The 21419-nt window shown below is 68.5% G+C and carries 23 protein-coding genes, 1 tRNA gene and 1 pseudogene; 12 read left to right on the forward strand and 13 right to left on the reverse strand.

Annotated elements, in window-relative coordinates; translation table 11 throughout:
• From H4F98_RS16320 to H4F98_RS16335, 4 genes are all read left to right on the forward strand, one after another.
• On the forward strand, window positions 1–644 hold a 644-nt coding region (locus H4F98_RS16320; RefSeq protein ID WP_220479259.1), incomplete at its 5' end, for a DUF3426 domain-containing protein.
• A 124-nt stretch (window positions 645–768) separates the two neighbouring features.
• Window positions 769–1041 carry a DNA-binding transcriptional regulator Fis gene (gene fis / locus H4F98_RS16325; protein WP_141519224.1) on the forward strand — a complete coding sequence of 91 codons (273 nt, stop codon included), beginning with the start codon at window positions 769–771 and terminating at the stop codon, window positions 1039–1041.
• Window positions 1042–1130: 89 nt separating this feature from the next.
• Window positions 1131–2729, forward strand: a complete 1599-nt coding sequence (purH, locus tag H4F98_RS16330; protein WP_182688898.1) for a bifunctional phosphoribosylaminoimidazolecarboxamide formyltransferase/IMP cyclohydrolase — start codon at window positions 1131–1133, stop codon at window positions 2727–2729.
• Between the two features lie 684 nt (window positions 2730–3413).
• Window positions 3414–4508 carry a calcium/sodium antiporter gene (locus H4F98_RS16335; protein WP_182688899.1) on the forward strand — a complete coding sequence of 365 codons (1095 nt, stop codon included), beginning with the start codon at window positions 3414–3416 and terminating at the stop codon, window positions 4506–4508.
• Window positions 4509–4535: 27 nt separating this feature from the next.
• Here the strand turns inward: H4F98_RS16335 and H4F98_RS16340 are convergent, their stop codons facing one another.
• Window positions 4536–5975, reverse strand: coding sequence for an alanine/glycine:cation symporter family protein (locus tag H4F98_RS16340; RefSeq protein ID WP_182688900.1), 1440 nt, complete (start codon window positions 5973–5975; stop codon window positions 4536–4538).
• 169 nt (window positions 5976–6144) lie between these two features.
• On the opposite strand from H4F98_RS16340, the gene purD reads away from it, so the two are divergent.
• Complete coding sequence (gene purD / locus H4F98_RS16345; RefSeq protein ID WP_182688901.1) at window positions 6145–7446, forward strand: phosphoribosylamine--glycine ligase; 1302 nt, start codon at window positions 6145–6147, stop codon at window positions 7444–7446.
• A gap of 19 nt (window positions 7447–7465) precedes the next feature.
• On the opposite strand, the gene H4F98_RS16350 is transcribed toward purD, so the two are convergent.
• Window positions 7466–7738 carry a hypothetical protein gene (locus tag H4F98_RS16350; protein ID WP_182688902.1) on the reverse strand — a complete coding sequence of 91 codons (273 nt, stop codon included), beginning with the start codon at window positions 7736–7738 and terminating at the stop codon, window positions 7466–7468.
• 158 nt (window positions 7739–7896) lie between these two features.
• Between H4F98_RS16350 and H4F98_RS16355 the strand changes: the two genes are divergently transcribed.
• From H4F98_RS16355 to H4F98_RS16370, 4 genes are all read left to right on the forward strand, one after another.
• On the forward strand, window positions 7897–9867 hold the full coding sequence (locus H4F98_RS16355) for an MFS transporter (RefSeq protein ID WP_182688903.1): 1971 nt from the start codon (window positions 7897–7899) through the stop codon (window positions 9865–9867).
• Between the two features lie 162 nt (window positions 9868–10029).
• Complete coding sequence (locus tag H4F98_RS16360) at window positions 10030–10368, forward strand: CD225/dispanin family protein (RefSeq protein ID WP_141518542.1); 339 nt, start codon at window positions 10030–10032, stop codon at window positions 10366–10368.
• A complete protein-coding gene (locus H4F98_RS16365) occupies window positions 10365–10793 on the forward strand; it encodes a DUF2752 domain-containing protein (RefSeq protein ID WP_182688904.1) in 429 nt (142 codons plus the stop codon). The genes H4F98_RS16360 and H4F98_RS16365 overlap by 4 nt, the downstream gene beginning before the upstream one ends.
• Window positions 10794–10838: 45 nt before the next feature.
• Entirely contained in the window at window positions 10839–11114 is a 276-nt protein-coding gene (locus H4F98_RS16370; protein WP_182688905.1) for a CD225/dispanin family protein, read from the forward strand.
• Window positions 11115–11172: 58 nt separating this feature from the next.
• Here H4F98_RS16370 and H4F98_RS16375 read toward each other — a convergent pair whose 3' ends face one another.
• The 6 genes and pseudogenes from H4F98_RS16375 to H4F98_RS16400 all read right to left on the reverse strand — a co-directional run bounded on the left by H4F98_RS16375 (window position 11173) and on the right by H4F98_RS16400 (window position 15787).
• Window positions 11173–12090, reverse strand: a complete 918-nt coding sequence (locus H4F98_RS16375; RefSeq protein WP_182688906.1) for a hypothetical protein — start codon at window positions 12088–12090, stop codon at window positions 11173–11175.
• A gap of 115 nt (window positions 12091–12205) precedes the next feature.
• Window positions 12206–13150: an NAD(+) diphosphatase gene (gene nudC, locus H4F98_RS16380; RefSeq protein ID WP_182688912.1), complete on the reverse strand. Its 945-nt coding sequence runs from the start codon at window positions 13148–13150 to the stop codon at window positions 12206–12208.
• 52 nt (window positions 13151–13202) lie between these two features.
• Window positions 13203–13592, reverse strand: a complete 390-nt coding sequence (gene erpA / locus H4F98_RS16385) for an iron-sulfur cluster insertion protein ErpA (protein WP_141518538.1) — start codon at window positions 13590–13592, stop codon at window positions 13203–13205.
• Window positions 13593–13647: 55 nt separating this feature from the next.
• Entirely contained in the window at window positions 13648–14484 is an 837-nt protein-coding gene (locus H4F98_RS16390) for a DUF6776 family protein (RefSeq protein ID WP_246373341.1), read from the reverse strand.
• 152 nt (window positions 14485–14636) lie between these two features.
• Window positions 14637–14990, reverse strand: a pseudogene (locus H4F98_RS16395) (bactofilin family protein); the annotation flags it as partial.
• A gap of 2 nt (window positions 14991–14992) precedes the next feature.
• On the reverse strand, window positions 14993–15787 hold the full coding sequence (locus tag H4F98_RS16400) for a DUF6776 family protein (protein WP_182688907.1): 795 nt from the start codon (window positions 15785–15787) through the stop codon (window positions 14993–14995).
• A gap of 70 nt (window positions 15788–15857) precedes the next feature.
• On the opposite strand from H4F98_RS16400, the gene H4F98_RS16405 reads away from it, so the two are divergent.
• Window positions 15858–16442, forward strand: coding sequence for a DUF4126 family protein (locus H4F98_RS16405; protein ID WP_182688908.1), 585 nt, complete (start codon window positions 15858–15860; stop codon window positions 16440–16442).
• A gap of 22 nt (window positions 16443–16464) precedes the next feature.
• Here H4F98_RS16405 and bfr read toward each other — a convergent pair whose 3' ends face one another.
• The 3 genes from bfr to H4F98_RS16420 all read right to left on the reverse strand — a co-directional run bounded on the left by bfr (window position 16465) and on the right by H4F98_RS16420 (window position 18071).
• Window positions 16465–16935 (reverse strand): bacterioferritin, encoded by a 471-nt coding sequence (bfr, locus tag H4F98_RS16410; RefSeq protein WP_141518534.1) that lies wholly within the window; start codon window positions 16933–16935, stop codon window positions 16465–16467.
• A 155-nt stretch (window positions 16936–17090) separates the two neighbouring features.
• Window positions 17091–17294, reverse strand: a complete 204-nt coding sequence (locus H4F98_RS16415) for a (2Fe-2S)-binding protein (RefSeq protein ID WP_141518533.1) — start codon at window positions 17292–17294, stop codon at window positions 17091–17093.
• Window positions 17295–17438: 144 nt separating this feature from the next.
• Window positions 17439–18071: an RNA pyrophosphohydrolase gene (locus tag H4F98_RS16420; protein ID WP_141518532.1), complete on the reverse strand. Its 633-nt coding sequence runs from the start codon at window positions 18069–18071 to the stop codon at window positions 17439–17441.
• A gap of 131 nt (window positions 18072–18202) precedes the next feature.
• On the opposite strand from H4F98_RS16420, the gene H4F98_RS16425 reads away from it, so the two are divergent.
• Together H4F98_RS16425 and H4F98_RS16430 are read left to right on the forward strand one after the other, a co-directional pair.
• Window positions 18203–18279, forward strand: a tRNA-Met gene (locus tag H4F98_RS16425).
• 166 nt (window positions 18280–18445) lie between these two features.
• On the forward strand, window positions 18446–19711 hold the full coding sequence (locus H4F98_RS16430; protein ID WP_182688909.1) for a tyrosine-type recombinase/integrase: 1266 nt from the start codon (window positions 18446–18448) through the stop codon (window positions 19709–19711).
• Between the two features lie 149 nt (window positions 19712–19860).
• Here H4F98_RS16430 and H4F98_RS16435 read toward each other — a convergent pair whose 3' ends face one another.
• Window positions 19861–20397 carry a PIN domain-containing protein gene (locus H4F98_RS16435; protein ID WP_182688910.1) on the reverse strand — a complete coding sequence of 179 codons (537 nt, stop codon included), beginning with the start codon at window positions 20395–20397 and terminating at the stop codon, window positions 19861–19863.
• Entirely contained in the window at window positions 20387–21259 is an 873-nt protein-coding gene (locus H4F98_RS16440; RefSeq protein ID WP_182688911.1) for a hypothetical protein, read from the reverse strand. The genes H4F98_RS16435 and H4F98_RS16440 overlap by 11 nt, the downstream gene beginning before the upstream one ends.
• Window positions 21260–21419 lie beyond the last annotated feature (160 nt).

Genomic DNA, 21419 nt, shown 5'->3' on the forward strand with positions numbered 1-21419 from the left:
CCGCGGCCACCCCGCCTCCCGCGAGCTCCGCGCCGCCTGCCAGCGCACCGGCGCCGGCCCCGCAGCGGCCCGGGCCGGAAGGCGCTGGCCCCGCCGTCGCCGCGCCACCGGCGACGCGGACGGCGGCACGGGCCCATGGCCCCAGCTTCGCGCGGGTCCGCATCGACCAGCTGGCCGCCGCGCCGCGATGGCCTGTCGTGCTCGCATTGCTGTCGCTGTCGCTGCTGCTGGCCATCCAGCTGCTGCTCGCCCAGCGCGCGGAACTGGCCACCCGGGCCGCGTGGCGACCGCTGCTCGACGTCGCCTGCACCGTGTTCCGCTGCGAGCTCCCGCCCTGGCACGAGCCCACCGCCTACGTGATGCTCGACCGCAGCGTCCGGCCCGTGCCCGACCAGCCCGGCCTGCTGCGCGTCAACGCGAGTTTCCGCAACGACGCGCGCTGGCCCCAGGCCTGGCCGACGCTGCTGCTGACCTTGTCGGATGCCGACGGGCGGCGCGTGGGCCAACGTGCCTTCCGCCCCGACGAATACCGGCGCGAACACGCACCCGGTGAAACCCTGTCGCCCGGACAAAGCACCACCGTGGCGTTCGAAGTCGTCGAGCCCGCCGCCCATATCGTGGCCTACAGCTTCGATTTCCGGTGAGTGTGAACCCAGGCCGTGTTTCCCGCCGGACAAGCGCGCTAGACTGGCCGACCCGTCCCATGCACACCGTGCGCGCGCTGCGCCACTCCGCGATGGGCCGACACGCTGCCCAGGGGAGTCCCAGTTGAACGCCGCCAACGACCGCACCGACACCAGCCGCCCGACGCCGCGCGTGCCCCTGCGCGACCACGTGGCGACGTCCATCCGGCGGTACCTCGGCGACCTGGACGGTTGCGACAGCGAGAACCTCTACGAGATCGCCCTGCGCGAACTCGAGATCCCGCTGTTCGCCGAAGTCATGCAGCACTGCGAAGGCAACCAGAGCCGCGCGGCCGCGCTGCTGGGCATCCACCGCGCCACCCTGCGCAAGAAGCTGCGCGAGTACGGCCTGGCCTGAGGTCAAGTCCCCCGCGTCGAACAGGCGCCCCCCGGACCGCATGCCCGCGGCCGGTATAATCATCGGCCCCCTCACCATGCCGATGCCCGATGACTGCCGCCCCGACCCCCGGCGCCGTGAAAATCCGCCGCGCCCTGCTGTCCGTGTCCGACAAGACCGGCCTGATCGAACTCGCCACCGCCCTGTCGGAGATGGGCGTTGAACTGCTGTCCACCGGCGGCACCGCCAAGGCGATCCGCGACGCGGGCCTGGCGGTCAAGGACGTCAGCGAGGTCACTGGCTTCCCCGAGATGATGGACGGCCGCGTCAAGACGCTGCACCCGCTCGTCCACGGCGGCCTGCTGGGTCGCGCCGGCACCGACGACGCGGTCATGGCCGAGCACGGCATCGGCGCAATCGACCTGCTGGTGCTCAACCTGTATCCGTTCGAGGCAGTCACCGCGCGCGCGGACTGCACGCTGGCCGATGCGGTGGAGAACATCGACATCGGTGGGCCCGCGATGCTGCGCAGCGCCGCCAAGAACTTCGCCCGCGTCGCCGTCGCCACCGACCCGGCGCAGTACGCGTCGCTGCTGGAGGCGCTCAAGGCCCACGACGGCGCGCTGCCGGCCGGCAAGCGCTTCGAGCTCTCGGTCGCCGCCTTCAACCGCGTCGCGCAGTACGACGCGGCGATCAGCAACTACCTGTCCTCGGTGGGCGACACCGCGGGCGAGCTGCCGTCGCGCACGGCGTTCTCGGGCCAGGCCAACGGAAGTTTCGTGAAGGTCATGGACCTGCGCTACGGCGAGAACCCGCATCAGCAGGCGGCGTTCTACCGCGACCTGTACCCGGCGCCGGGTTCGCTGGCGACCTTCGAGCAGCTGCAGGGCAAGGAACTGAGCTACAACAACATCGCCGACAGCGACGCGGCCTGGGAATGCGTGCGCCAGTTCGAGGCGCCGGCATGCGTGATCGTCAAGCACGCCAATCCCTGCGGCGTCGCGGTGGGCGTGGCCTGCGGCGATGCCTACGAGCTGGCCTACGCCACCGACCCAACCAGCGCGTTCGGCGGCATCCTCGCCTTCAACACGCCACTCGACGGCGCGACCTGCAGGGCGATCCTCGACCGCCAGTTCGTCGAGGTGCTGATCGCGCCCGATTACGACGCCGAGGCGCTCGCCTACGCGAAGAAGAAAGCCAACGTGCGCGTGCTGCGGATCCCGCTGGCGCCCCCGTCGCCTGGCTTCATCGACACCAAGCGCGTGGGCTCCGGCCTGCTGATGCAGACCGCCGATGCCCGCGTGGTCACCCGCGACGAACTCAAGGTGGTGACGAAGCTCGCGCCGACCGATGCGCAGTTCGAGGACCTGCTGTTCGCCTGGAAGGTCGCCAAGTTCGTCAAGTCGAACGCGATCGTCTACGCGAAGGACCACCGCACGATCGGCGTCGGCGCAGGCCAGATGAGCCGGGTGTACTCGGCCCGCATCGCCGGCATCAAGGCGGCCGACGCGGACCTGGTCGTCGAAGGTTCGGTGATGGCCTCTGACGCGTTCTTTCCCTTCCGCGACGGCATCGACGCCGCGGCCGCCGCCGGCATCAAGGCGGTGATCCAGCCGGGCGGCTCCATGCGCGACGCCGAGGTGATCGCCGCCGCCGACGAGCACGGCATCGCGATGGTCTTCACGGGGGTGCGCCACTTCCGGCATTGATCAGGGACCGGGCGGAGCGCGGTGAGACGCGCTCCGCGACCGCTTGCCGGCAGGGCAGATGCGGTATCGCACCCTGCGCTGCGCCCTTTTTCGCCGGGAAGGGCCAGCGGCCGGCTTTGCAGGACGGATCTCGCGAAGCAAAACCCATCTTTCGTCTTGCGTGCGACCCCGCGACGGTGAGTTTCGCCTTTGGCTCTACCCAGCCTACGGGGCGGGGGAGAGACAGCACCGTAGGATGGGTAGCGCGAAGCAAAACCCATCTTTCGTCTTGCGTGCGATCCCGCGGCGGTGGGTTTCGCCTCTGGCTCTACCCACCCTACGGGGCGGGGGAGAGACAGCACCGTAGGATGGGTAGCGCGAAGCAAATCCCATCTGTCGTCTTGCGTGCGATTCCGCGACGGTGGGTTTCGCCTTTGGCTCTACCCACCCTACGGGGCAGGGGAGAGACAGAACCGTAGGATGGGTAGCGCGAAGCAAAACCCATCTTTCGTCTTGCGTGCGATCCCGCGGCGGTGGGTTTCGCCTCTGGCTCTACCGACCCTACGGGAGCCTCCGGTGCGCTTCGCTTGCCCGGGCTGCGTTGTCCACGGCGACGCCGCGGGCTGAACGCGCCCTGCACGAGCGCTCCGCGGACCGGTAGGGCCCTGCGTTACAGCGATGGGCAGTTCGGTCATCATGGGCGCCATGAATGCTTCGGTCGTTTTCTGGCTCCTGCTCGGCCTGGTGACCCTCATCGGCGGCGCCGAGCTGCTGGTGCGCGGTGCATCGCGCATCGCCCTGGCCACCGGCATGTCCTCGCTGGTGGTGGGCCTGACCGTGGTCGCCCTGGGCACGAGCTCGCCCGAACTGGCCATCAGCGTCGGCGCCGCGCTCAAGGGCTCGCCCGACATCGCGCTGGGCAACGTCGTCGGCAGCAACATCGTCAACGTGCTCCTCGTGCTGGGCCTGTCGGCGCTGATCGTGCCGCTGGTGGTCGCGCGCCAGCTGATCTGGCTGGACGTCCCGGTCCTGGTGGCCGCTTCTGCGATCACCTGGTTCATGGCGACCGACGGCGGCATTTCCCGCGGCAACGGCATCGTGCTGCTCGCGGCCAGCATCGGCTACACCCTCATGCTGGTGCTGATGAGCCGCCGGGAGGCGAGGAACGCGCCCGAACCCGCGACCGAGGCCGCGGCCGCCCCGGCCCAGCCCTTGTGGAAGAACCTGCTGCTGCTCGTCGCCGGCCTGGCGCTGCTGGTGCTGGGCGCGCGCTGGCTGGTCGATTCGGCGGTGGACATCGCCGCTTCGCTCGGCGTCAGCGAGCTGGTGATCGGACTGACGGTGATCGCCATCGGCACCTCGCTGCCCGAGATCGCCACCTCGATCCTCGCCACGCTGCGCGGCGAACGCGACATTGCCGCGGGCAACGTGATCGGCAGCGGCATCTACAACCTGCTGGTGGTGCTGGGCGCCACCGCCCTGGTCGCACCCGACGGCATCCCGGTCAGCCGTTCGGCCCTGCACTTCGATATCCCGGTGATGGTCGCCACCGCCGTGGCCTGCCTGCCGATCTTCTTCAGCGGCCACCTCATCGCCCGCTGGGAGGGTGCGCTGTTCCTGGGCTACTACGCGGCGTACACCGCCTACCTGCTCATGGACAACACCGGCCACGCCGCGCTGGACGAGTTCAACCACGTCATGCTGTGGTTCGTGATCCCGTTGACGGTGGTGACCCTGGCGGTCGTGGTGTCGCGCGCATGGCGAAACCCGCACAACGCCCGGATCCTGGACGAGTCCTGACCGGACCAGACGGGTCCGGCGTGGCCGTCAGCGCCAGATGTCGCCGTCGACGCCCGAGGCCATGCCCGGGTGTTCGACGATCCTGAAGGCGGGGCTGCGCCCGGCGCGCAACTGCGCGTCGTAGTCGCGGGTAAGCCGCACCACCACCCCCGACAACATGACGATGGCGACCAGGTTGATCGACGCCATGACCGCCATGGAGGCATCGGCCGCGTCCCAGACCAGTTGCACCTTCGAGAACACGCCCCAGGTGATCGTCGCCAGGGCCGCCAGGCGCAGTGCCAGCAGGCCCACGGGCCCGCCGCCGAGGTAGAGCAGGTTGCTTTCGGCGTAGGAGTAGTTGCCCAGGATGGTGGTGAAGGCGAAGAAGAACATGGCCACCGCGACGAAGCCCGCGCCCCAGTCGCCCAGGAACACCGTCATCGCCGCCTGGGTCACCTGCACGCCGTCCTGGCCGCCCTCGCCGAGCACGCCCGAGAGCAGGATGATGATGCCCGTGGCCGTGCAGACCAGCAGGGTGTCGATGAACACGCCCAGCGCCTGCACCAGGCCCTGGCTGGCGGGATGGTGGGGCACCGGCGTGACCGCCGCGGCGACGTTGGGCGCGCTGCCCATGCCGGCCTCGTTCGAATACAGGCCACGCTTCACGCCCTGCAGCATCGCCACGCTCAGCACGCCGAGCAGGCCACCGGCCGCGGCGTCCAGGCCGAAGGCCCCGCGCAGGACCTGCAGCAGCACGCCCGGCAACTGCGGCAGGTGGGTCAGCACGATGCCACCCGCCAGAAGCAGGTAGGCCAACGACATGAAGGGCACGACCCAGGACGCGAAGCGCGCGACCGATCGCAGCCCGCCGAATATGATCGCCGCGGTCAACACCACCAGGCCGATGGCGACGGTGGCCGGCGCCAGGCCGAACGCGCCCTCCAGCGCCTGCGCCATGGCGTTGGCGTGGACGCTGCTGAAGACCAGCCCGTAGCTGAGCAGCAGCGCCAGCGCGAAGGCGATGCCCATCCATCGATGCTTGAGGCCGCGGGTCATGTAGTACGACGGCCCACCCCGGTACTGGCCGTCCTCGCCGCGCACCTTGTACAGCTGCGCCAGCGTGCTCTCGGCGTACGCCGTCGCCATGCCCAGCACGGCCGTGCACCACATCCAGAACAACGCCCCCGGGCCGCCCACCGCCAGCGCGATCGCCACGCCGGCCAGGTTGCCCGTGCCCACGCGTGCGGCCAGGCTGGTGCACAGGGCCTGGAACGGGGAGATGCCGCGGTCGTCGGCATGCATGCCGCTGGCGACCAGGCGGAGCATGTGGCCGAATCGCCGGAACTGCAGGCCGCGCAGGCGGAGGCTGAAGTAGACGCCCACCGCCAGCAGGCCGTAGACCAGCACGTAGTCCCACAACACGGTGTTGATCGCACCCACGACGGGCGCGAGGACGGCCTCGATGGCATCGAGCAGGACTTGCATCGGCGGTCGTTCCCCATGGGGCCGGTGGGCAGTGCCGGCGATGGTAGCAGTGCACCGGCCGCGCGCCCGGCGGGACTTCCACCAGGGCCGGTGCCTCGATGCCTGCGGCGCTACCGATTACTCACGTAAAATCCGTATCCCCAGACAGACACACAGGCCAGGAGTGCCCATGAAGATCCTCGTTATCGGCGCCGGCGGCCGCGAACACGCCCTGGCCTGGAAGCTGGCGCAGTCGCCGCGCGTGGATGAAGTCATCGTCGCGCCGGGCAACGCGGGGACCGCGAACGAGCACAAGTGCCGCAACCTCGCCTGCGAGGTGACCGACATCGACGGCCTGCTGGCGATCGCGGCCGGCGAAAGCGTCGACCTGACCGTGGTCGGCCCCGAGGTACCGCTGGTGGCGGGCGTCGTCGACCGCTTCCGCGAAGCCGGCCACCGCATCTTCGGGCCCACCGCCGCGGCGGCGCAGTTGGAAGGCAGCAAGGCCTTCGCCAAGGACTTCCTCGCCCGGCACGGCATCCCCACCGCGCACTACCAGGTCTTCACCGAGGCACAGGAGGCACTGGAGTACATCCGCGAGAAGGGCGCGCCGATCGTCATCAAGGCCGACGGACTCGCCGCCGGCAAGGGCGTGATCGTGGCGATGACCGAGGCCGAGGCCGAGGCCGCGGTCACCGACATGCTCTCCGACTACGCCTTCGGCCAGGCCGGTGCGCGCGTGGTCATCGAGGAATTCCTGGACGGCGAGGAAGCCAGCTTCATCGCCGTCGTCGACGGCGCGACCGCACTGCCGATGGCGACCAGCCAGGACCACAAGCGCGTCGGCGACGGCGACACCGGCCCCAACACCGGCGGCATGGGCGCCTATTCGCCGGCGCCGGTGGTCACCCCCGGGGTGCACGAGCGGATCATGCGCGAGGTCATCGAGCCCACCGTGCGCGGCATGGCCGCCGATGGCGTGCCCTTCACCGGCTTCCTCTACGCCGGACTGATGATCGATCGCCACGGCGCGCCCAGGGTCATCGAGTTCAACGTCCGCTTCGGCGATCCGGAAACGCAGCCGATCATGCTGCGCCTGCAGTCGGACCTGGTCGAACTGCTCGACGCCGCGATCGACGGTGCCCTGGCCGGTCGCGACATCGACTGGGATCCACGCGCATCGCTGGGCGTGGTCATGGCCGCGGAAGGCTACCCGGGCAAGCCGCGCAGCGGCGACACCATCGGCAGCTGGGACACCCCGGACGTCGAGGGCGCCAAGGTCTTCCACGCCGGCACCCGGATCGAAGGCGAGCATGTCGTCACCGCCGGTGGACGCGTCCTGTGCGTGTGCGCGCTGGGCGACAGCGTGGCCGAGGCCCAGCGCAATGCCTACGCCGAGGTCGCCGGGATCTCCTGGCACGGCGAATTCCACCGCCACGACATCGGCTGGCGCGCCATCGCGCGCGAACGGGGCGAGGCCGTCGGGGCCTGAGCCCAGCGACAACAAGGCATCAGCCGCCCTCGCCTTCCGGGGGCGGCTGCAGCGACTGGGCCACCTCTTCCAGCGCGGCGATCTCCTCTTCCAGCGCGTCGTAGAACGCGCCCTGGCGCGTCATCAGGCCCTCGATCTTCGAGGCATGCTTCAGGCCCGACAGTTCGCCGTCGAACAACAGCCACTGCGTGGTCAGCAACTCCACGTTGTTCTTGGCGTAGTGCCGCATCTCCTTGAGCTGGGCCAGCGTGTCGTTGACGTGCTCCAGCTCGCTCTTGTGTTCGGCGGTCATGGCGACCTCCTTCCAGCAGGCGGGTGCCTGCAGGGTAGCCACGCCGGGTGGGCAGGCCGTGAAGCTCCGCGCTCCACGTCCATCGCCGCCCGCGTGGCGGTGGACCCCCGCCGCGACACGGGTTCCGGATACACTCCGGCGAAACCCGAGGAGAGCCCATGGCGCAGGACACGGCCGAGACACCCCCGCACGCCCCCGAGATCCCCGACTCGCACGCCGACCTGCCGGTCGCTCGCAGCCAGTTCGGGCTCCTGCGCCAGCGTCGCTTCCTGCCGTTCTTCCTGGTGCAGTCGCTGGGCGCGTTCAACGACAACGTCTACCGGCAGGCCATCATCGGCATGCTGTTCTGGCTGGGTGCGAGCAGCGACGACAAGGCGCTGTACGCGAGCCTGGCCCCGGCGATCTTCATCCTGCCCTACTTCCTGTTCTCGGCGATCGCCGGCCAGGTGGCGGAAAAACTGGAGAAGTCCCGGCTCATTCGCATCACCACCGCGATGGAGATCGCGATCATGTCGATCGCCGCGGTCGGCTTCTGGCTGCAGAGCCTGCCGATCCTGCTGGTCGCCCTGTTCTGCACCGGGATGCAGTCGACCCTGTTCGGCCCGGTGAAGTATTCGATCCTGCCTTCGGTGCTGCGACCCGAGGAGCTGACCGGCGGCAACGGCCTGGTCGAGATGGGCACTTCGCTGTCGATCCTGACCGGCATGATCGTCGGCGGCCTGGTGTTCAAGCTCGCCGGCGCGCACGGGCCGCTGGCGGCGGGCGCCACGATCATCGCGCTCGCGGTGGCCGGCAACCTGGTCAGCCGGATGATCCCGCGCGTGGATGCCGGCGCGCCGGGACTGAAGATCAACTGGAACCCGATCCCCGAGTCGCTGCACATGCTGCGGCTGGCGCGCCGGCAACTGGCGGTACGCAATTCCGTGCTGGGCGTGTCCTGGTTCTGGTTCGTCGGCACGGTGCTGACCTCGCAATTGCCGGCCTACGCCGAAGTCCAACTGGGCGGCGACGCGACGCTGTACATCTTCGCGCTGGCACTGTTCTCGATCGGGACCGGCGTGGGTTCGCTGCTGTGCGAGAAGCTCTCAGGGCGCACGGTCGAGATCGGCCTGGTGCCGCTGGGCGCGTTCGGCATGAGCGCCTTCATCCTGGACCTGTACTTCGCGCGTACGGGTGTCGCCGGCGTGTCGGGACTGGGCGTGCTGGACTTCCTGCGCGAGGACGGCAGCTGGCGGATCGCGATGGACCTGGTCGGCATCGGCCTGTTCGCGGGCTTCTTCGTGGTGCCGCTGTTCGCCCTCATCCAGAGCCGCACGCCGCGCAACGAACTCTCGCGGGTGATCGCCGGCCTGAACATCCAGAACTCCGGCTTCATCGTGCTGGCGGCGCTGTCGGGGCTGGCGGCGCAGAAGGCGCTGGGCTGGTCGATCCCGCAGGTGTTCCTGGCCCTGGCGATCCTCAACACGCTCGTGGCGCTGTGGATCTTCAGCATCGTGCCCGAATTCCTGATGCGCTTCCTGAGCTGGGTGCTGGTGCGCGCGCTCTACAGGCTGCGCGCGAAGGGGATCGAGCAGCACGTGCCCGACGAGGGGCCGGCCCTGCTCGCGTGCAACCACGTCAGCTACATGGACGCCCTGATCCTCGCCGCGAGCACGCCGCGTCCGGTGCGCTTCGTCATGTACTACCGCATCTTCAACATACCGGTGATGCGCTGGATCTTCCGGCATGCCAAGGCGATCCCGATCGCGAGCGCCAAGGAAGACCCGGTCCTGCTGCAGAAGGCGTATGACGATATCGACGCCGCCCTCGCCGAGGGCGAACTGGTCGGCATCTTCCCGGAGGGCCGGCTGACGAGCGACGGCAGCATGGGGCCGTTCAAGGCGGGTATCGAACGCATCCTGGAACGCAGCGCCATCGCCGGTCGCCCGGTGCCGGTGGTGCCGATGGCCCTGCGCGGGATGTGGGCGAGCATGTGGAGCCGCCGCGACACTCGACTGGGCCGCATGCGCGTGCCGCGCCGTTTCCGCGCGCACGTGGAGGTGATCGCCGCGCCGCCGCTCGACGGCAGCACGGTCACTGCCGCCGGCCTCGAACAGCAGGTGCGGGCCCTGCGGGGCGACGCGGCGTAGCGATGCGGCCTGGCCGTCCCCGCGGGCGGCCGGGCGGCCTGCCCGGGCGCGCGCGAAACGCCCGGGCATACGGATCGCGCGCGCCGCTGCTAGGATGTCCGGGGGGCGCCGGCGATGGCCGGCCCGAACGATTCACACACTTCAGAACAAGGGGAGTTCCACATGAGCATGCCACCGCCCGTCACGCCGTCCGCCGCACCCGGACCGGTTCCGAACCACCTGGCCTGGGCGATCGTGTCCACCGTCGTCGCGTTCTGCCTGTGCTGCGTCGTCGGCGCGATCCCGGGCGTCGTCGCGATCGTCTACTCGGCGCAGGTCAATAAGAAGCTCAACCTCGGCGATACCCAGGGCGCGCTGCAGGCCTCGGCCAATGCCAAGACCTGGTGCTGGGTGACCACCGGCCTGGCGATCTTCGGCCTGCTGCTCAACGTCTGGGGCTTCATGACCGGCGCCAACGAGCAGTACATGATGATGCTGCAGCAGATGCAAGCCGCGCAGTGATCCTCGAAGCCCTGCCCCGTTCGCGCTGGCAACGGGGGGCCGTGTTCGCGGCCCTCGCGGGCTTCGTCGCGTTCGGGGTCTGGGCATTGCGCAGCTACGACCCGAATGCCGCGGACAGTCCCTTCATGGGCTGCCTGTTCCTGGCGTTCACCGGTTTCTACTGCCCGGGCTGCGGCACCACGCGGGCGCTGCACGCCCTGCTCCATGGCGATGTCGCCGGCATGGTGGCAATGAACCCGCTGCTGCCGGTGCTGATGCTCGCCACGCCGGTGATCGCGTTGCACGGGATGGGGCGACCGCTGCCCCTGCCGGCGGCCGTGCTCAAGGCCGTGAACAGCCCGCGGCTGTGGCTGGTCGTGCTGCTGGGCTACTGGGTCGCGCGCAACCTGCCCTGGTGGCCCTTCACCTGGTTGGCGCCGGGCTGAGCCCGCGCCACCCCTCGACACGATCATGCTTCCTGGAGAGCCCCGATGAACGCACCGCATGGCGAGTACGTCCCCAACAACCTGGTGTGGGCGATCCTGACCACCCTGTTCTGCTGCATGCCCCTGGGCATAGTGTCGATCGTCTACGCCGCGCGCGTCGACGGGCTCCGCGCGGCGGGCGACATCGCCGGCGCGCGCAGTGCCGCCGACAGCGCGCGCAACTGGGCGCTGGCCTCGGCCATCATCATGCCGGTCCTGATCGCGATCTGGATGGTGTTCGCCGGCGGCATGGCGGTATTGAGCGCCGCGTTCGGCAACTGAATCCGGCCTTCGCCCACCGGCCGATGTACGCCAATGCCGTGGGCGGCCCCGACGGACCTCAGTTGACGTAGCCGGCGATCACCAACAGGGCCAGCAGGGCCAGCCACGCAAGCAGGGTGCGCCAGACCAGGCTCATCGCATCGCGCAGTTCGGGCAGTTCGCCCAACACTTCGATCCGCGGCACGGCGCCCTCGCCGTCCACACCGACATCGGCGTAGTCGCCGACTTCCTCGGCCAGTTCGCTGCGCACGCTGGCGCGGCCGACGGCACCGAGGAAGCCGATCCGGAAGGCGAGCGTCGCCCCGCCGTTGTCGCGCCATGCCGCCAGCACGGTGTCGAAGTTGCCGACGATGGCCAGCGCCAGCGTCATCAACTGGGCCACCGGCCACTCCAGCGCGGTCAGCAGGGTGCGCGCGCCCTCGGCGGTCCCGGCCGGCAGGGTGCGCGCGAACTCGCCATGCGCCGAGACTTCGACCAGGCGGTACATCAGCGCCCCGAACGGCCCCAGCAGCAGGAACCAGAACAACACGCCGAACCAGCGCCGCAGGGCGTTGTAGAAGACCGCGTCGACCAGCACGCCGCCCTCGAGCGAAGGCGAGCCGCCGTCGGGCCACAGACGCGCGGCGGCCTCGCGCCGCGACGCCAGGTCCGGCGCCTGCACGATGGCCTCGACGTCGACGTCGAGGTCGCGCGGGCCCCAGGCATAGAACAGGGCGGCGATGCCGAATACGAGCGACGCCAGGCCGAACATGGTGTCGTCCAGCGCCTGCTGGAACAGCGCGACGAGCAGCAGCGGCGGCAACAACGCGATGAGGATGCCCCAGCTGCCGCGCCAGAGGCTGCCCTCGTCGAAACGGCCGTCGAGCCAGCGCAGCCAGTCCCCGTACCAGCCGTAGGAGCGCACGGCCGCGGCCAGCGGCTGCGCCAGGTGGCCCAGCACGAGTGCGACCACGGTGGCGATCAGGGTAACGGACATAGGAACGGGGGCTCCGGCACGACGCGTTGGTGCGTGCCGCGATTCTAGCCTGCCCGGCGTGATCGATTCATGTTGCGGGACCGCGAAACGGCGATCCGATCGTGCGTGCCGGGCCTCAGCGCGCGTCGCGCCGTGCGCGCATCTCCAGCCACCACTGTTCGATCAGCCAGCGCGAGATCGAGATCGCGGGCGAGAGCAGCGGGCCCTCACCGTCGTCGACGCCATCGAGGCCCTGCTGGCGCGCGCGGGTGATTTCCTCGAAGGAGAACCAGCGCGCCTGCTCGAGCTCATCGTCGATGCGGGGGTCGGCGGGCGTGGCCTCGGCCATGAAGCCGAGCATCAGTTGTCCGGGAAACGGCCAGGGCTGCGAGGCCCGGTAGCGGCAGCGGACGACGTGCAGCCCGGTTTCCTCGGCGACCTCGCGCGCCACCGCCTGTTCCAGCGACTCGCCCGGCTCGACGAAGCCGGCGATCACCGACCAGCGCCGCGCCGGCCAGTTCGCCTGCCGGCCCAGCAGCAGGCGCTCGCCATCGCTGACCGCGACGATCACCGCCGGGTCGGTGCGCGGGTAGTGCTCCTGTCCGCAGCCGGTGCAACGGCGCAGCCAGCCGCCCCGTTCGATCGCGGTTTCCGCGCCACAGGCGCCGCAATGGCGATGCTGCCGGTGCCAATGCTGCAGGGCCCGGGCCTGGGCGAACACCGCCGCGTGCGCCGCCGGCCAGTGCGCCGCGGCGCTGCGCAGGTCGACGCGCTCCGGGGCCTGGAAGGCCACGAGCGCGGCGTCGAGCGAGAACCAGGCCTCGCCGTCCGGCGCGAGGCCGAGGAAGATCGCCAGGCCGCTGCCGCCCGGCCCCTGGCTGAGCGTACGCCCGGTCGGCGCGGCGAGCGAGCGCGTCGCATCGGCGAGCGCCTGGCCGCCGTCGTCGAGCAGGATCACCCGCGCATCCGGCCACAGGGCATCGAGCGCGGCATTGTCGCCGCGCAGGCGATCGGCACGATCGAAGCCGGCCTCGGGCAGCTCGCCCGCCGCGGTCGGGGTGAAGGCGAAAGGCGCGGTCATGCCGATCGCCCCGTCGGTCGCAAGCGGGCCGGGCATCCGCGCGCCATGGCGCTCAGGCCGAGAACGAGGAGCCGCAACCGCAGGTGGTCTTGGCGTTCGGATTTCGGATCACGAACTGGGCGCCGTGCAGGCTTTCGGTGTAGTCGACTTCCGCGCCCATCAGGTACTGCAGGCTGAGCGGGTCGACCAGCAGGGTGACGCCGTCGGTCTGCACGGCAAGGTCGTCTTCGGCCTGCGCTTCGTCGAATTCGAAGCCGTACTGGAAGCCCGAGCATCCGCCGCCCTGGATGTACACGCGGAGCTTCAGCGCCTCGTTGCCTTCCTCGGCGATCAGCTGGCGCACCTTGGCGGCGGCCGCCGAGGTGAACTGCAGGGGCCGGTCGAGCGACTGGTAGCCGGGCGCGGCGTCCGCCGGGGCGGTCGGGAGGGGCGTGATGTCCATGCGGTCAGGATGGGGCGCGGGCGCCGCATATTCAAGCGCAGGGCGCAGCGGCGCTTCAGTCCCCGGCGGTCGACGGCGCGTCGGCCTCGGCACCGTTGAGCGGCGAATCGCGGGTGCTGTCGGCCCAGGTGAAGGACTGCTCCACCGCGGCGCCGTTGCGCGGATTGAGCTGGACCTGGACGCGGACCGGGTCGAAGCCCTCGGGCAGGAAGACGTCGCCCTCGACCTGCTGGAAGTACTTGAACGAGTACGGCAGGCCCGCTGCACTGGGATCCTGGCGCAGCATCGACCAGGCCAGCACCTCGCGCTTGCCGGCCCGCGTGCCCTCGATCTGCAGCTGCAGGCCGCCGCTGCTGACCGAGCCGCGGTTGAGGTTCTGGGTCAGGGTGGTGGTGAAATGCCAGGCGGTGTCGCCCTGGGGCTGGAAGCGGATGCCGTGCACGCTCAGGCCGCGACGCTGCGCGGTCGCGCCGACGAGCCGCTCGTAGAAGGCGACGTCGGCACGCAGGCCGGCGATTTCCTCGTCGCGCTCGGCCAGGGTGCGCTGCACGTCGCGGTTGGCGTCGCGGCTGATCTGGTCGGAGCGCGACAGGGTCGCCACGCGCTGGGCCAGGGCATCGTTCTGTTCGCCCAGGCGGCGGACCTTAGCTTCGCTGCTCGCCAACTGGCCCTTGAGGTCGCCCGAGGCCGGTGCGACCACCCGCCACAGGCCCCAGCCACCGAACAGCAGCGCCAGGACGAACACGGCGGCGGCCGCCCACGCGGCGCGGCGCCGGAATTCCGGCGACAGCGGTGGATGCGCTGGGTGGGATGGAGGGGACGCCGCCCCACCGGGCGCGGCGGCGGGCGGAGGGGCGTCGGGCGCGGCGTCGTCCAGCGGTTTGTCGTCCATCTCCTTGATATAGGAGGCGGACCGCGGGGCGTCAAGCCGCCACCGCGCCGACCGTGTCGGGGCGGTTCAGTTGGCGGCGACGGGGCTCAGGCCGCTTCGGTGAAGGCTTCGCGCTCGGCGTAGGCGCTCACCTGCTCGCCCATCACGCTGTCGGCGTGGATCAGGCGGCCGGTGAGGGTGGCGCCGGCGGACATCTCCACCACCTTGTAGTGGACGTTGCCGCGCACCCGCGCCTTGCTCGCCAGCTCGACCCGCTCGGCGGCGTGGACGTCGCCGTTGAGCGTGCCGTTGATCGCCACCAGCGGGGCGTGCACCTCGCCCTCGATCACGCCGCTCTCGGCCAGCGTGAGCATCGCTTTCTCGCCCTCGAGCGCGATCACCTTGCCGATCACGCGCCCCTCGATGAACAGCCCACCGCTGAACTCCAGGTCGCCGCGGATGACGACCTGCGGGCCGATGAGGGTGTCGACGTGGCCATCGAGCTGGGCCGGTTTGTTCTTGAACATGCTCAGGATTCCCCTTGTGAAGCCGTGGCCGCGACGGCCGTGGACGTGACCGCGCGCGCATCCTCGCCGGCATTCCCGACCTGCCAGGCCAGTGTCTGGTCGACGGTCTTTTCCCCGGTGTTCAGCCGCACGCGGACGCGCTGCGGCGTGAAGCCCACCGGCAGCATGATGCTGCCGCTGAGCTGCTGGAAGTAGCGGAACGAATACGCCTGCCCCGCCGCCTCCTGCTTCTGGTGCAGGCGCCCCCAGTCGATGACCGCGAGCTTGCCGTCCTGCACGCCCTCGACCTGGAACTTGAGCTGGCCGGTGCTGACCGCGCCGCGGTTGAGGTTCTGGGTGAGGACGATCTCGTAGCGCCAGGTGCCGCCCGCCTCGGGGACGAACTGGCTGGAATGCACGTTCAGGCCCTTGCGTGGGCTGGTCGCCCCGACCAGGCGTTCGTAGAAGGCCACGTCGGCGCGCAGGCCGGCGATCTCCTCCTCGCGCTCGGCCAGGGTGCGCTGGACCTGCTTGTTGGCGTCGCGGGTGATCTGGTCGGACTTCTCCAGGATCGCGGCGCGCTGGCGCAGTTCCTCCAGTTCCGAGCCCTGCCGCCGCAGCGTGCCCTCGGCCTGGCCCAGGGCCTGGCTGACCTGCGGCAGCTTCGGCGCGGCGATGCTGCGGGTGAACTGCCAGACCGCGACCAGGCTGCCTGCCCACGCCAGCAGCGCCAGGACCAGCCACAGCGGGCGCCGGTCCGGACCGTCGCGGACGATGCGATAGCGCGCTGGGGGCTCGCGATGGGGGGTTGGGGTCATGTCCGGGCCGCCCGCATTGCGGCACGCTCCTGCCTCTATACTCGAGGGACATTCTAGCGGGGTCGCGACGATGACTGATGCGCACCTGTTCGCAATTGGCGTGGTTCTGGCCTGGCTCGCCGGCATCCGCGTCTACCTGACCGTCTTCGGCGTCGGCCTGGCCGGTGCCCTGGGCTGGCTGGACCTGCCCGAGGCCCTGCAGGCCACGCAGTCGCCCTGGGTGCTGGGCGTTGCCGGCGCACTGGCGCTGGTGGAGTTCTTCGCCGACAAGATCCCGGGCGTCGATTCCGGCTGGGACCTCCTGCACACGCTGCTGCGCGTGCCGGCCGGCGCCTTCCTGGCCGCGGCCACGCTGTCGCCCGATGGCGACCTGGGCGCCGGGGCGCTGGCGGCGGGCGCCGGGGTGGCCCTCACCAGCCATGCCCTGAAGTCGGGCACCCGGGCGATGCTCAACGCCTCGCCCGAGCCGGTCACCAACTGGACCGCCTCGGTCGGCGAGGACGTGGCGGTGGTCGGCGCGCTGGCGCTGGTGTTCGCCTATCCCTGGCTGACCCTGGGCCTGGTGGCCCTGGTCAGCCTGTCGATCGCGCTGTCGATGTGGTGGGTCTGGCGGAAGCTGTTCCGCCGCACGCCGCGACCGCCTTCGCCGGCCTGAGGCCGGCAGCCCGGGTGGCGGATCAACCCTCGAGCTTCTGCGCCAGGTAGTTCGGCTCGCCGATGCGCTCGATCAGCGACAACTGGGTCTCGATCCAGTCGATGTGCTCTTCCTCGGAGTCGAGGATCTCGGCGAACAGGTCGCGGCTGACATAGTCCGACACCGACTCGCAGTACGCGATGGCCTCGCGCAGCAGCGGCACGGCCTCGTTCTCCAGCGCCAGGTCGCAGGCCAGCAGCTCCTTCGGGTTCTCGCCGATGCGCAGCTTGCCCAGGGCCTGGAAGTTTGGCAGGCCATCGAGGAAGAGGATGCGGTCCGACAGCTTGTCGGCGTGCTTCATCTCGTCGATGGACTCGTGGTACTCGTGGTCGGCCAGTTCCTTCAGGCCCCAGTTCTTCAGCATCTTGGCGTGCAGGAAATACTGGTTGATCGCGGTCAGCTCGTTGAAGAGCGCCTTGTTGAGGAATTCGATGACCTTGGCGTCGCCCTTCATGGCGGTGCTCCGTGTGGCGGCAATGCGGGCACTTTAGCCGCTTGCGCGCGGCCATGGCGAAACACGAATCGGCTGCAGCCGCAGACGCGAATCAGTGGCGATACGGAACGACGGGAGTGGAGACGGGACCGCCGGTCGGCGATCCGGGCGCGGGCTCAGGCGGCCTGCGACAGCACCGGCAGGGGCAGCTCGCGCGCGCGGCGATGCTCGACCAGCAGTTGCGCGGCCAGGTCCAGGCAGCTGCCGCAGTTGGCACCGGCCCCGGTCCGCATGGTCAGTTCCGGCACGCTGCCACAGCCGGCTTCGGCCGCCTGGCGGATGTCGTGGTCGGTGACGCCGTTGCAGATGCAGACATACATGGGCAGGGACGCCGGGGCGCCGGATCTCGCAGCCGGACTGGCTGCATCCGCATTGCACTACGAATGAGAATGATTGTCAACATCAGCCCTATTCAGGGCTTCAGCCACCTGGCACAGTGGCCAGTGCCGGCCCTGCGGACCGGCTCAGGCCGGCCCGTTGCGCCCGCTTCCGGCATTGCCCGACCCCTGCCCCCGCGGATGCTGGAGGGGCCGGGCACGCGGTCGGCTGCGGCCGCGCTTCCCGTCCCAGCCCAGGCTGCGCTGGACCACCTCCTGCGGCGGCGGCACCGCCAGGCCCTCGCCCATGTCGCGGGCGAACTGCGAGAGGTGCATCAGCGCGCGGGCATAGACGCTGCGCTTGAAGATGACCACGTGCTCGACCGGGTACCAGAAGTCCACCCAGCGCCAGTGGTCGAACTCGGGCTTGTCGGTCAGGTCCAGCCGCAGCTCGGACTCGTCCCCGACCAGGCGCAGCAGGAACCAGACCTGCTTCTGGCCGATGCATACCAGGCGTTCGTGGCGGCGGATCGCACGCTGCGGCAGCCGGTAGCGCAGCCACCCCGGCGTCTCGCCCAGCACCTCGACGTGGTGCGGCAGCAAGCCGGTCTCCTCGCGAAGTTCGCGATACATGGCTTCGATCGGCGTTTCGTCGCTGTTCATCCCGCCCTGCGGGAACTGCCAGCCGTCCCGGTGGACGCGGCGGGCCCAGAACAGGCGTCCATCCGGACGCATCAGCACGATGCCGACGTTGGGGCGATAACCGTCCGGATCGATCACGATGCGGACTCCTGAGTCGTTGACTTACGTCACTGGCTTCGACTCTGCCACGCCCCCCGGTTATCCACAAGCCGCCCCAAAGGTGATTGACACGCGCGCCCGATCCGGGAACAATTCGCGGTTCACCCCGTGGCTATGTAGCTCAGCCGGTTAGAGCACAGCACTCATAATGCTGGGGTCGGTGGTTCGAGTCCACCCATAGCCACCAAACTGATGGATCACGAAGATCCAGGAATGATCCAAAGTCTTCTAACCCCGCGTAATTGCGGGGTTTTTTGTGCCCAAGAGAGGTCAAGAGGCAGATCACAAGCCAATTTTGATGGGGGTATCGATGAGGGTACGGTCGAAACGTACCCCCAAGCGAGCCCTTTTCCATGGCCAGACGGATCTTGCCCCTCATCGACACGCAGTGCCGAACCCACAAGCACTCCACCCGCACCAGCAACCGCCTCTTTGACGGCGGCGGCCTCTTCCTGGAGGCGCGCGAGAGCGGATCGCGCCTCTGGCGCCTCAAGTTCCGACTCCATGGAAAGGAGCGCATCCTCGCGCTGGGCAAATACCCCGAGGTTCCGCTCAGCGAGGCCCGCAAGGCTCGGGACAAAGCGAAACGTCTCATCAGCCAGGGCATCGACCCCGTGGCCCAACAACGGGCCGCCAAGGACGCCCGGACCGTTGCGGCCCAGAACACCTTCGAGCTGACCAGCCAGCGCTGGATGACGAAGAAGGCCCCTTCCTGGACCGAAAAGCATGCCGATAAGGTGCGCATTCGCCTCAGGAAGCACGTCTACCCGTACGTCGGCCACCGACCAATCGAGGACATCACGACGCCTGAACTTCTATCGGTTCTCACCCGAATGGAAGACCGCGGGATCATCGACACGGCGCACCGGGTCAGGTCGTACTGCGAGCAGATCTACGCCTATGCGATCAGCACCGGCATCGCCAGTCGCAACGTGGCGTCCGACCTGAGGGGAGCCCTGCCGGAACGCACGACCAGCAACTACGCAACCCTCAAAGACCCTGCTGACCTTCGTCGCCTGCTCAAGGCATGCGACACAGATACCGGCGAACTCAGGACCATCATTGCGCTCAGGCTAAGCATCATGCTTTTCCAGCGCCCGGGCGAGATCCGTGCGATGGAGTGGGAGGAGGTGGACCTCGACAAGGCACTTTGGACGATCCCGCCTGCCCACATGAAGCTGCGGAAGAAGCAGAAAGAATCCAACAAGACTGAGCCTCACACCGTGCCCCTGCCACGCCAAGCGGTCGAGCTCCTGATGGAGCTGGTTCCACATACGCATGGGGGTCGGTATGTCTTCGGAGGCACCCGGAAATCGAAAGCACCGCTCTCCGACGGCACGATCAACAAGGCCATGAGACGCATGGGCTTCGGCAGAGACATGATCACTGCGCACGGGTTCCGGCACCTTGCGTCGACAGAGCTCAACGAAACGCTGCAATGGCATGGCGACGTGATCGAGTCACAGCTGTCGCATCAGGGCACCGACAAGATCCGCGGCATCTACAACAAGGCCAAGTACCTGAAGCAGCGAGTGAAGATGATGCAGGTCTGGGCGGACTATCTCGACGATCTCAAGGCATCTACCGGGGAGGCAAAGCCGATTTCCGCACAATTCTAACTGGCAACTGCAACATGAAGACCAGGTAAAACTCCTTCCCCCCGGCGCTATGCAGCGTAAACAAGATGGTGCGATCCAGCTGTTCTTCGCTGCCAGCCAATCTGCCGCAGCACCGTAGTCCGCATAGCCCAAGCCACTACATGAGGCGGCTATTGTGGCGCTACTTCCTTCATAAGAAGTGATTCCTGCCGGTACTCATTAGGCAGGAACTGCGTATCAGATGGTGCGCACACGCGCATCCCAAGCGCTTGGAATGCCGCACCCGCTCCGCTGATCTTCCCGTCGCGATGCAAGAACTCGTCACAGCGGAACTTGAGTGCGGTTGCGGCGTGGACAGAATCCATGCCCTTCAAGTGGATGCCATGCGACCAGCGGAGGTTCCTCGCGTCCTCAACGATGGACAGAATCGGCTGAACCAGCTTGACGCCGCCTCGACCGGAGGTGAGGACCTGCAAGAACAGTGGCTTAGCCAGTTCCAACTTCGCCGGATCTTCAACGTGGGTGCATTCAGCCACGGTCAGAGTAGAGGTATAAATCTCAACCTCCTCCGCACGGGCGGCCTTCAGCAACTGCTGCAGATGCCACGCATCACGCTCCCGCTCGAGATTTATCCCCACACCGACTTTGAACTTGACAAGGTCAATGATCGGCGCCGCATCGAGATAGATCTTGGGCTTATCGGTCACCGCGAATCCTCTCCACAAACTGCTCGCTCGTCAGGGAGCCGGTATAGTCCGGAACGGCACCGTAAAGCGCCTCAACGGCCCTCTCATCAAACTCGACTGCCGGAGTGAAGTCTTCCACTCGCACCTCGCGAGTGGCTCCCGTGGAGGCGTCCTCGCGCAGCCACCCCTCAACGAACACGACAGCGTCCTTGTCCTCAAGAAGTTCAACGGCCGCTTGATACTGATCGGCTCGGAAGAAGCACTTCACGAGGTTGCCCGTGGATAGTTCACGAATGCGCACGTACGGAGGCTGGGCCTCCTTGAAGAATGCGTTTACGACGCCCTGTACTTCCCCGTAGGTACCGCGGTCGATGATGCCTTCCGTCAGCTCGACGGCATCAGATCGCTGTATCTCGTACCAGCGATCCGGGCGATGTTCGTCCCCACGATAGACGCCGATGCGCATGTATTCATCAGGGTCGAGGGCGCGCGTCATCTTCCGGAACTGACGCCGGGTCTCGGTGCGAATCTTGACCGCCACCGGGAGGTACTCCGAAGTCTCCCCAAAGACCATCCCCATCGCCTGCCTTGCAACCTCAGCAGCCACAGGGTCAATCTGAATCCCATGGCGAACATCGAACATCAGGGAGGCATTCTCAAACTCCTCAGCGAGCCACGCATCGCCTTCCGGCAACTCCAAGTCCTCGCAGAGCATCTCAAGGAACTTGGTCGCCTCCTGACACACACGCGCCAGCTTGCCAAAGGGCATACCAACTCGCCCCTTGTTCAGCTCGATGCGAATGCGTAGCGCGCTCATAGAGCAGAGCATATCGGAACTTGTCTCAAATGAGGCGACGCTGGGTTGACGGGCACCGGAACTCATCGAAGTGGGATTCCGCGCCATCGGCGGCCGCGGCGACGTCCCCCCGCCTTCAGTAGCAAGGCGGTTTAGAGTCCGGGATCAATCGTAGCGGATGCCAGCTGGCTGGCGTAGTCGCTCGGGGTCAGTCCGCCGAGCACCTTCTTGGGTCGCTCCTCGTTGT

The organism is Marilutibacter spongiae (genome assembly GCF_014145325.1).
In the GTDB taxonomy this organism is placed as follows: Bacteria; Pseudomonadota; Gammaproteobacteria; order Xanthomonadales; family Xanthomonadaceae; genus Marilutibacter; species Marilutibacter spongiae.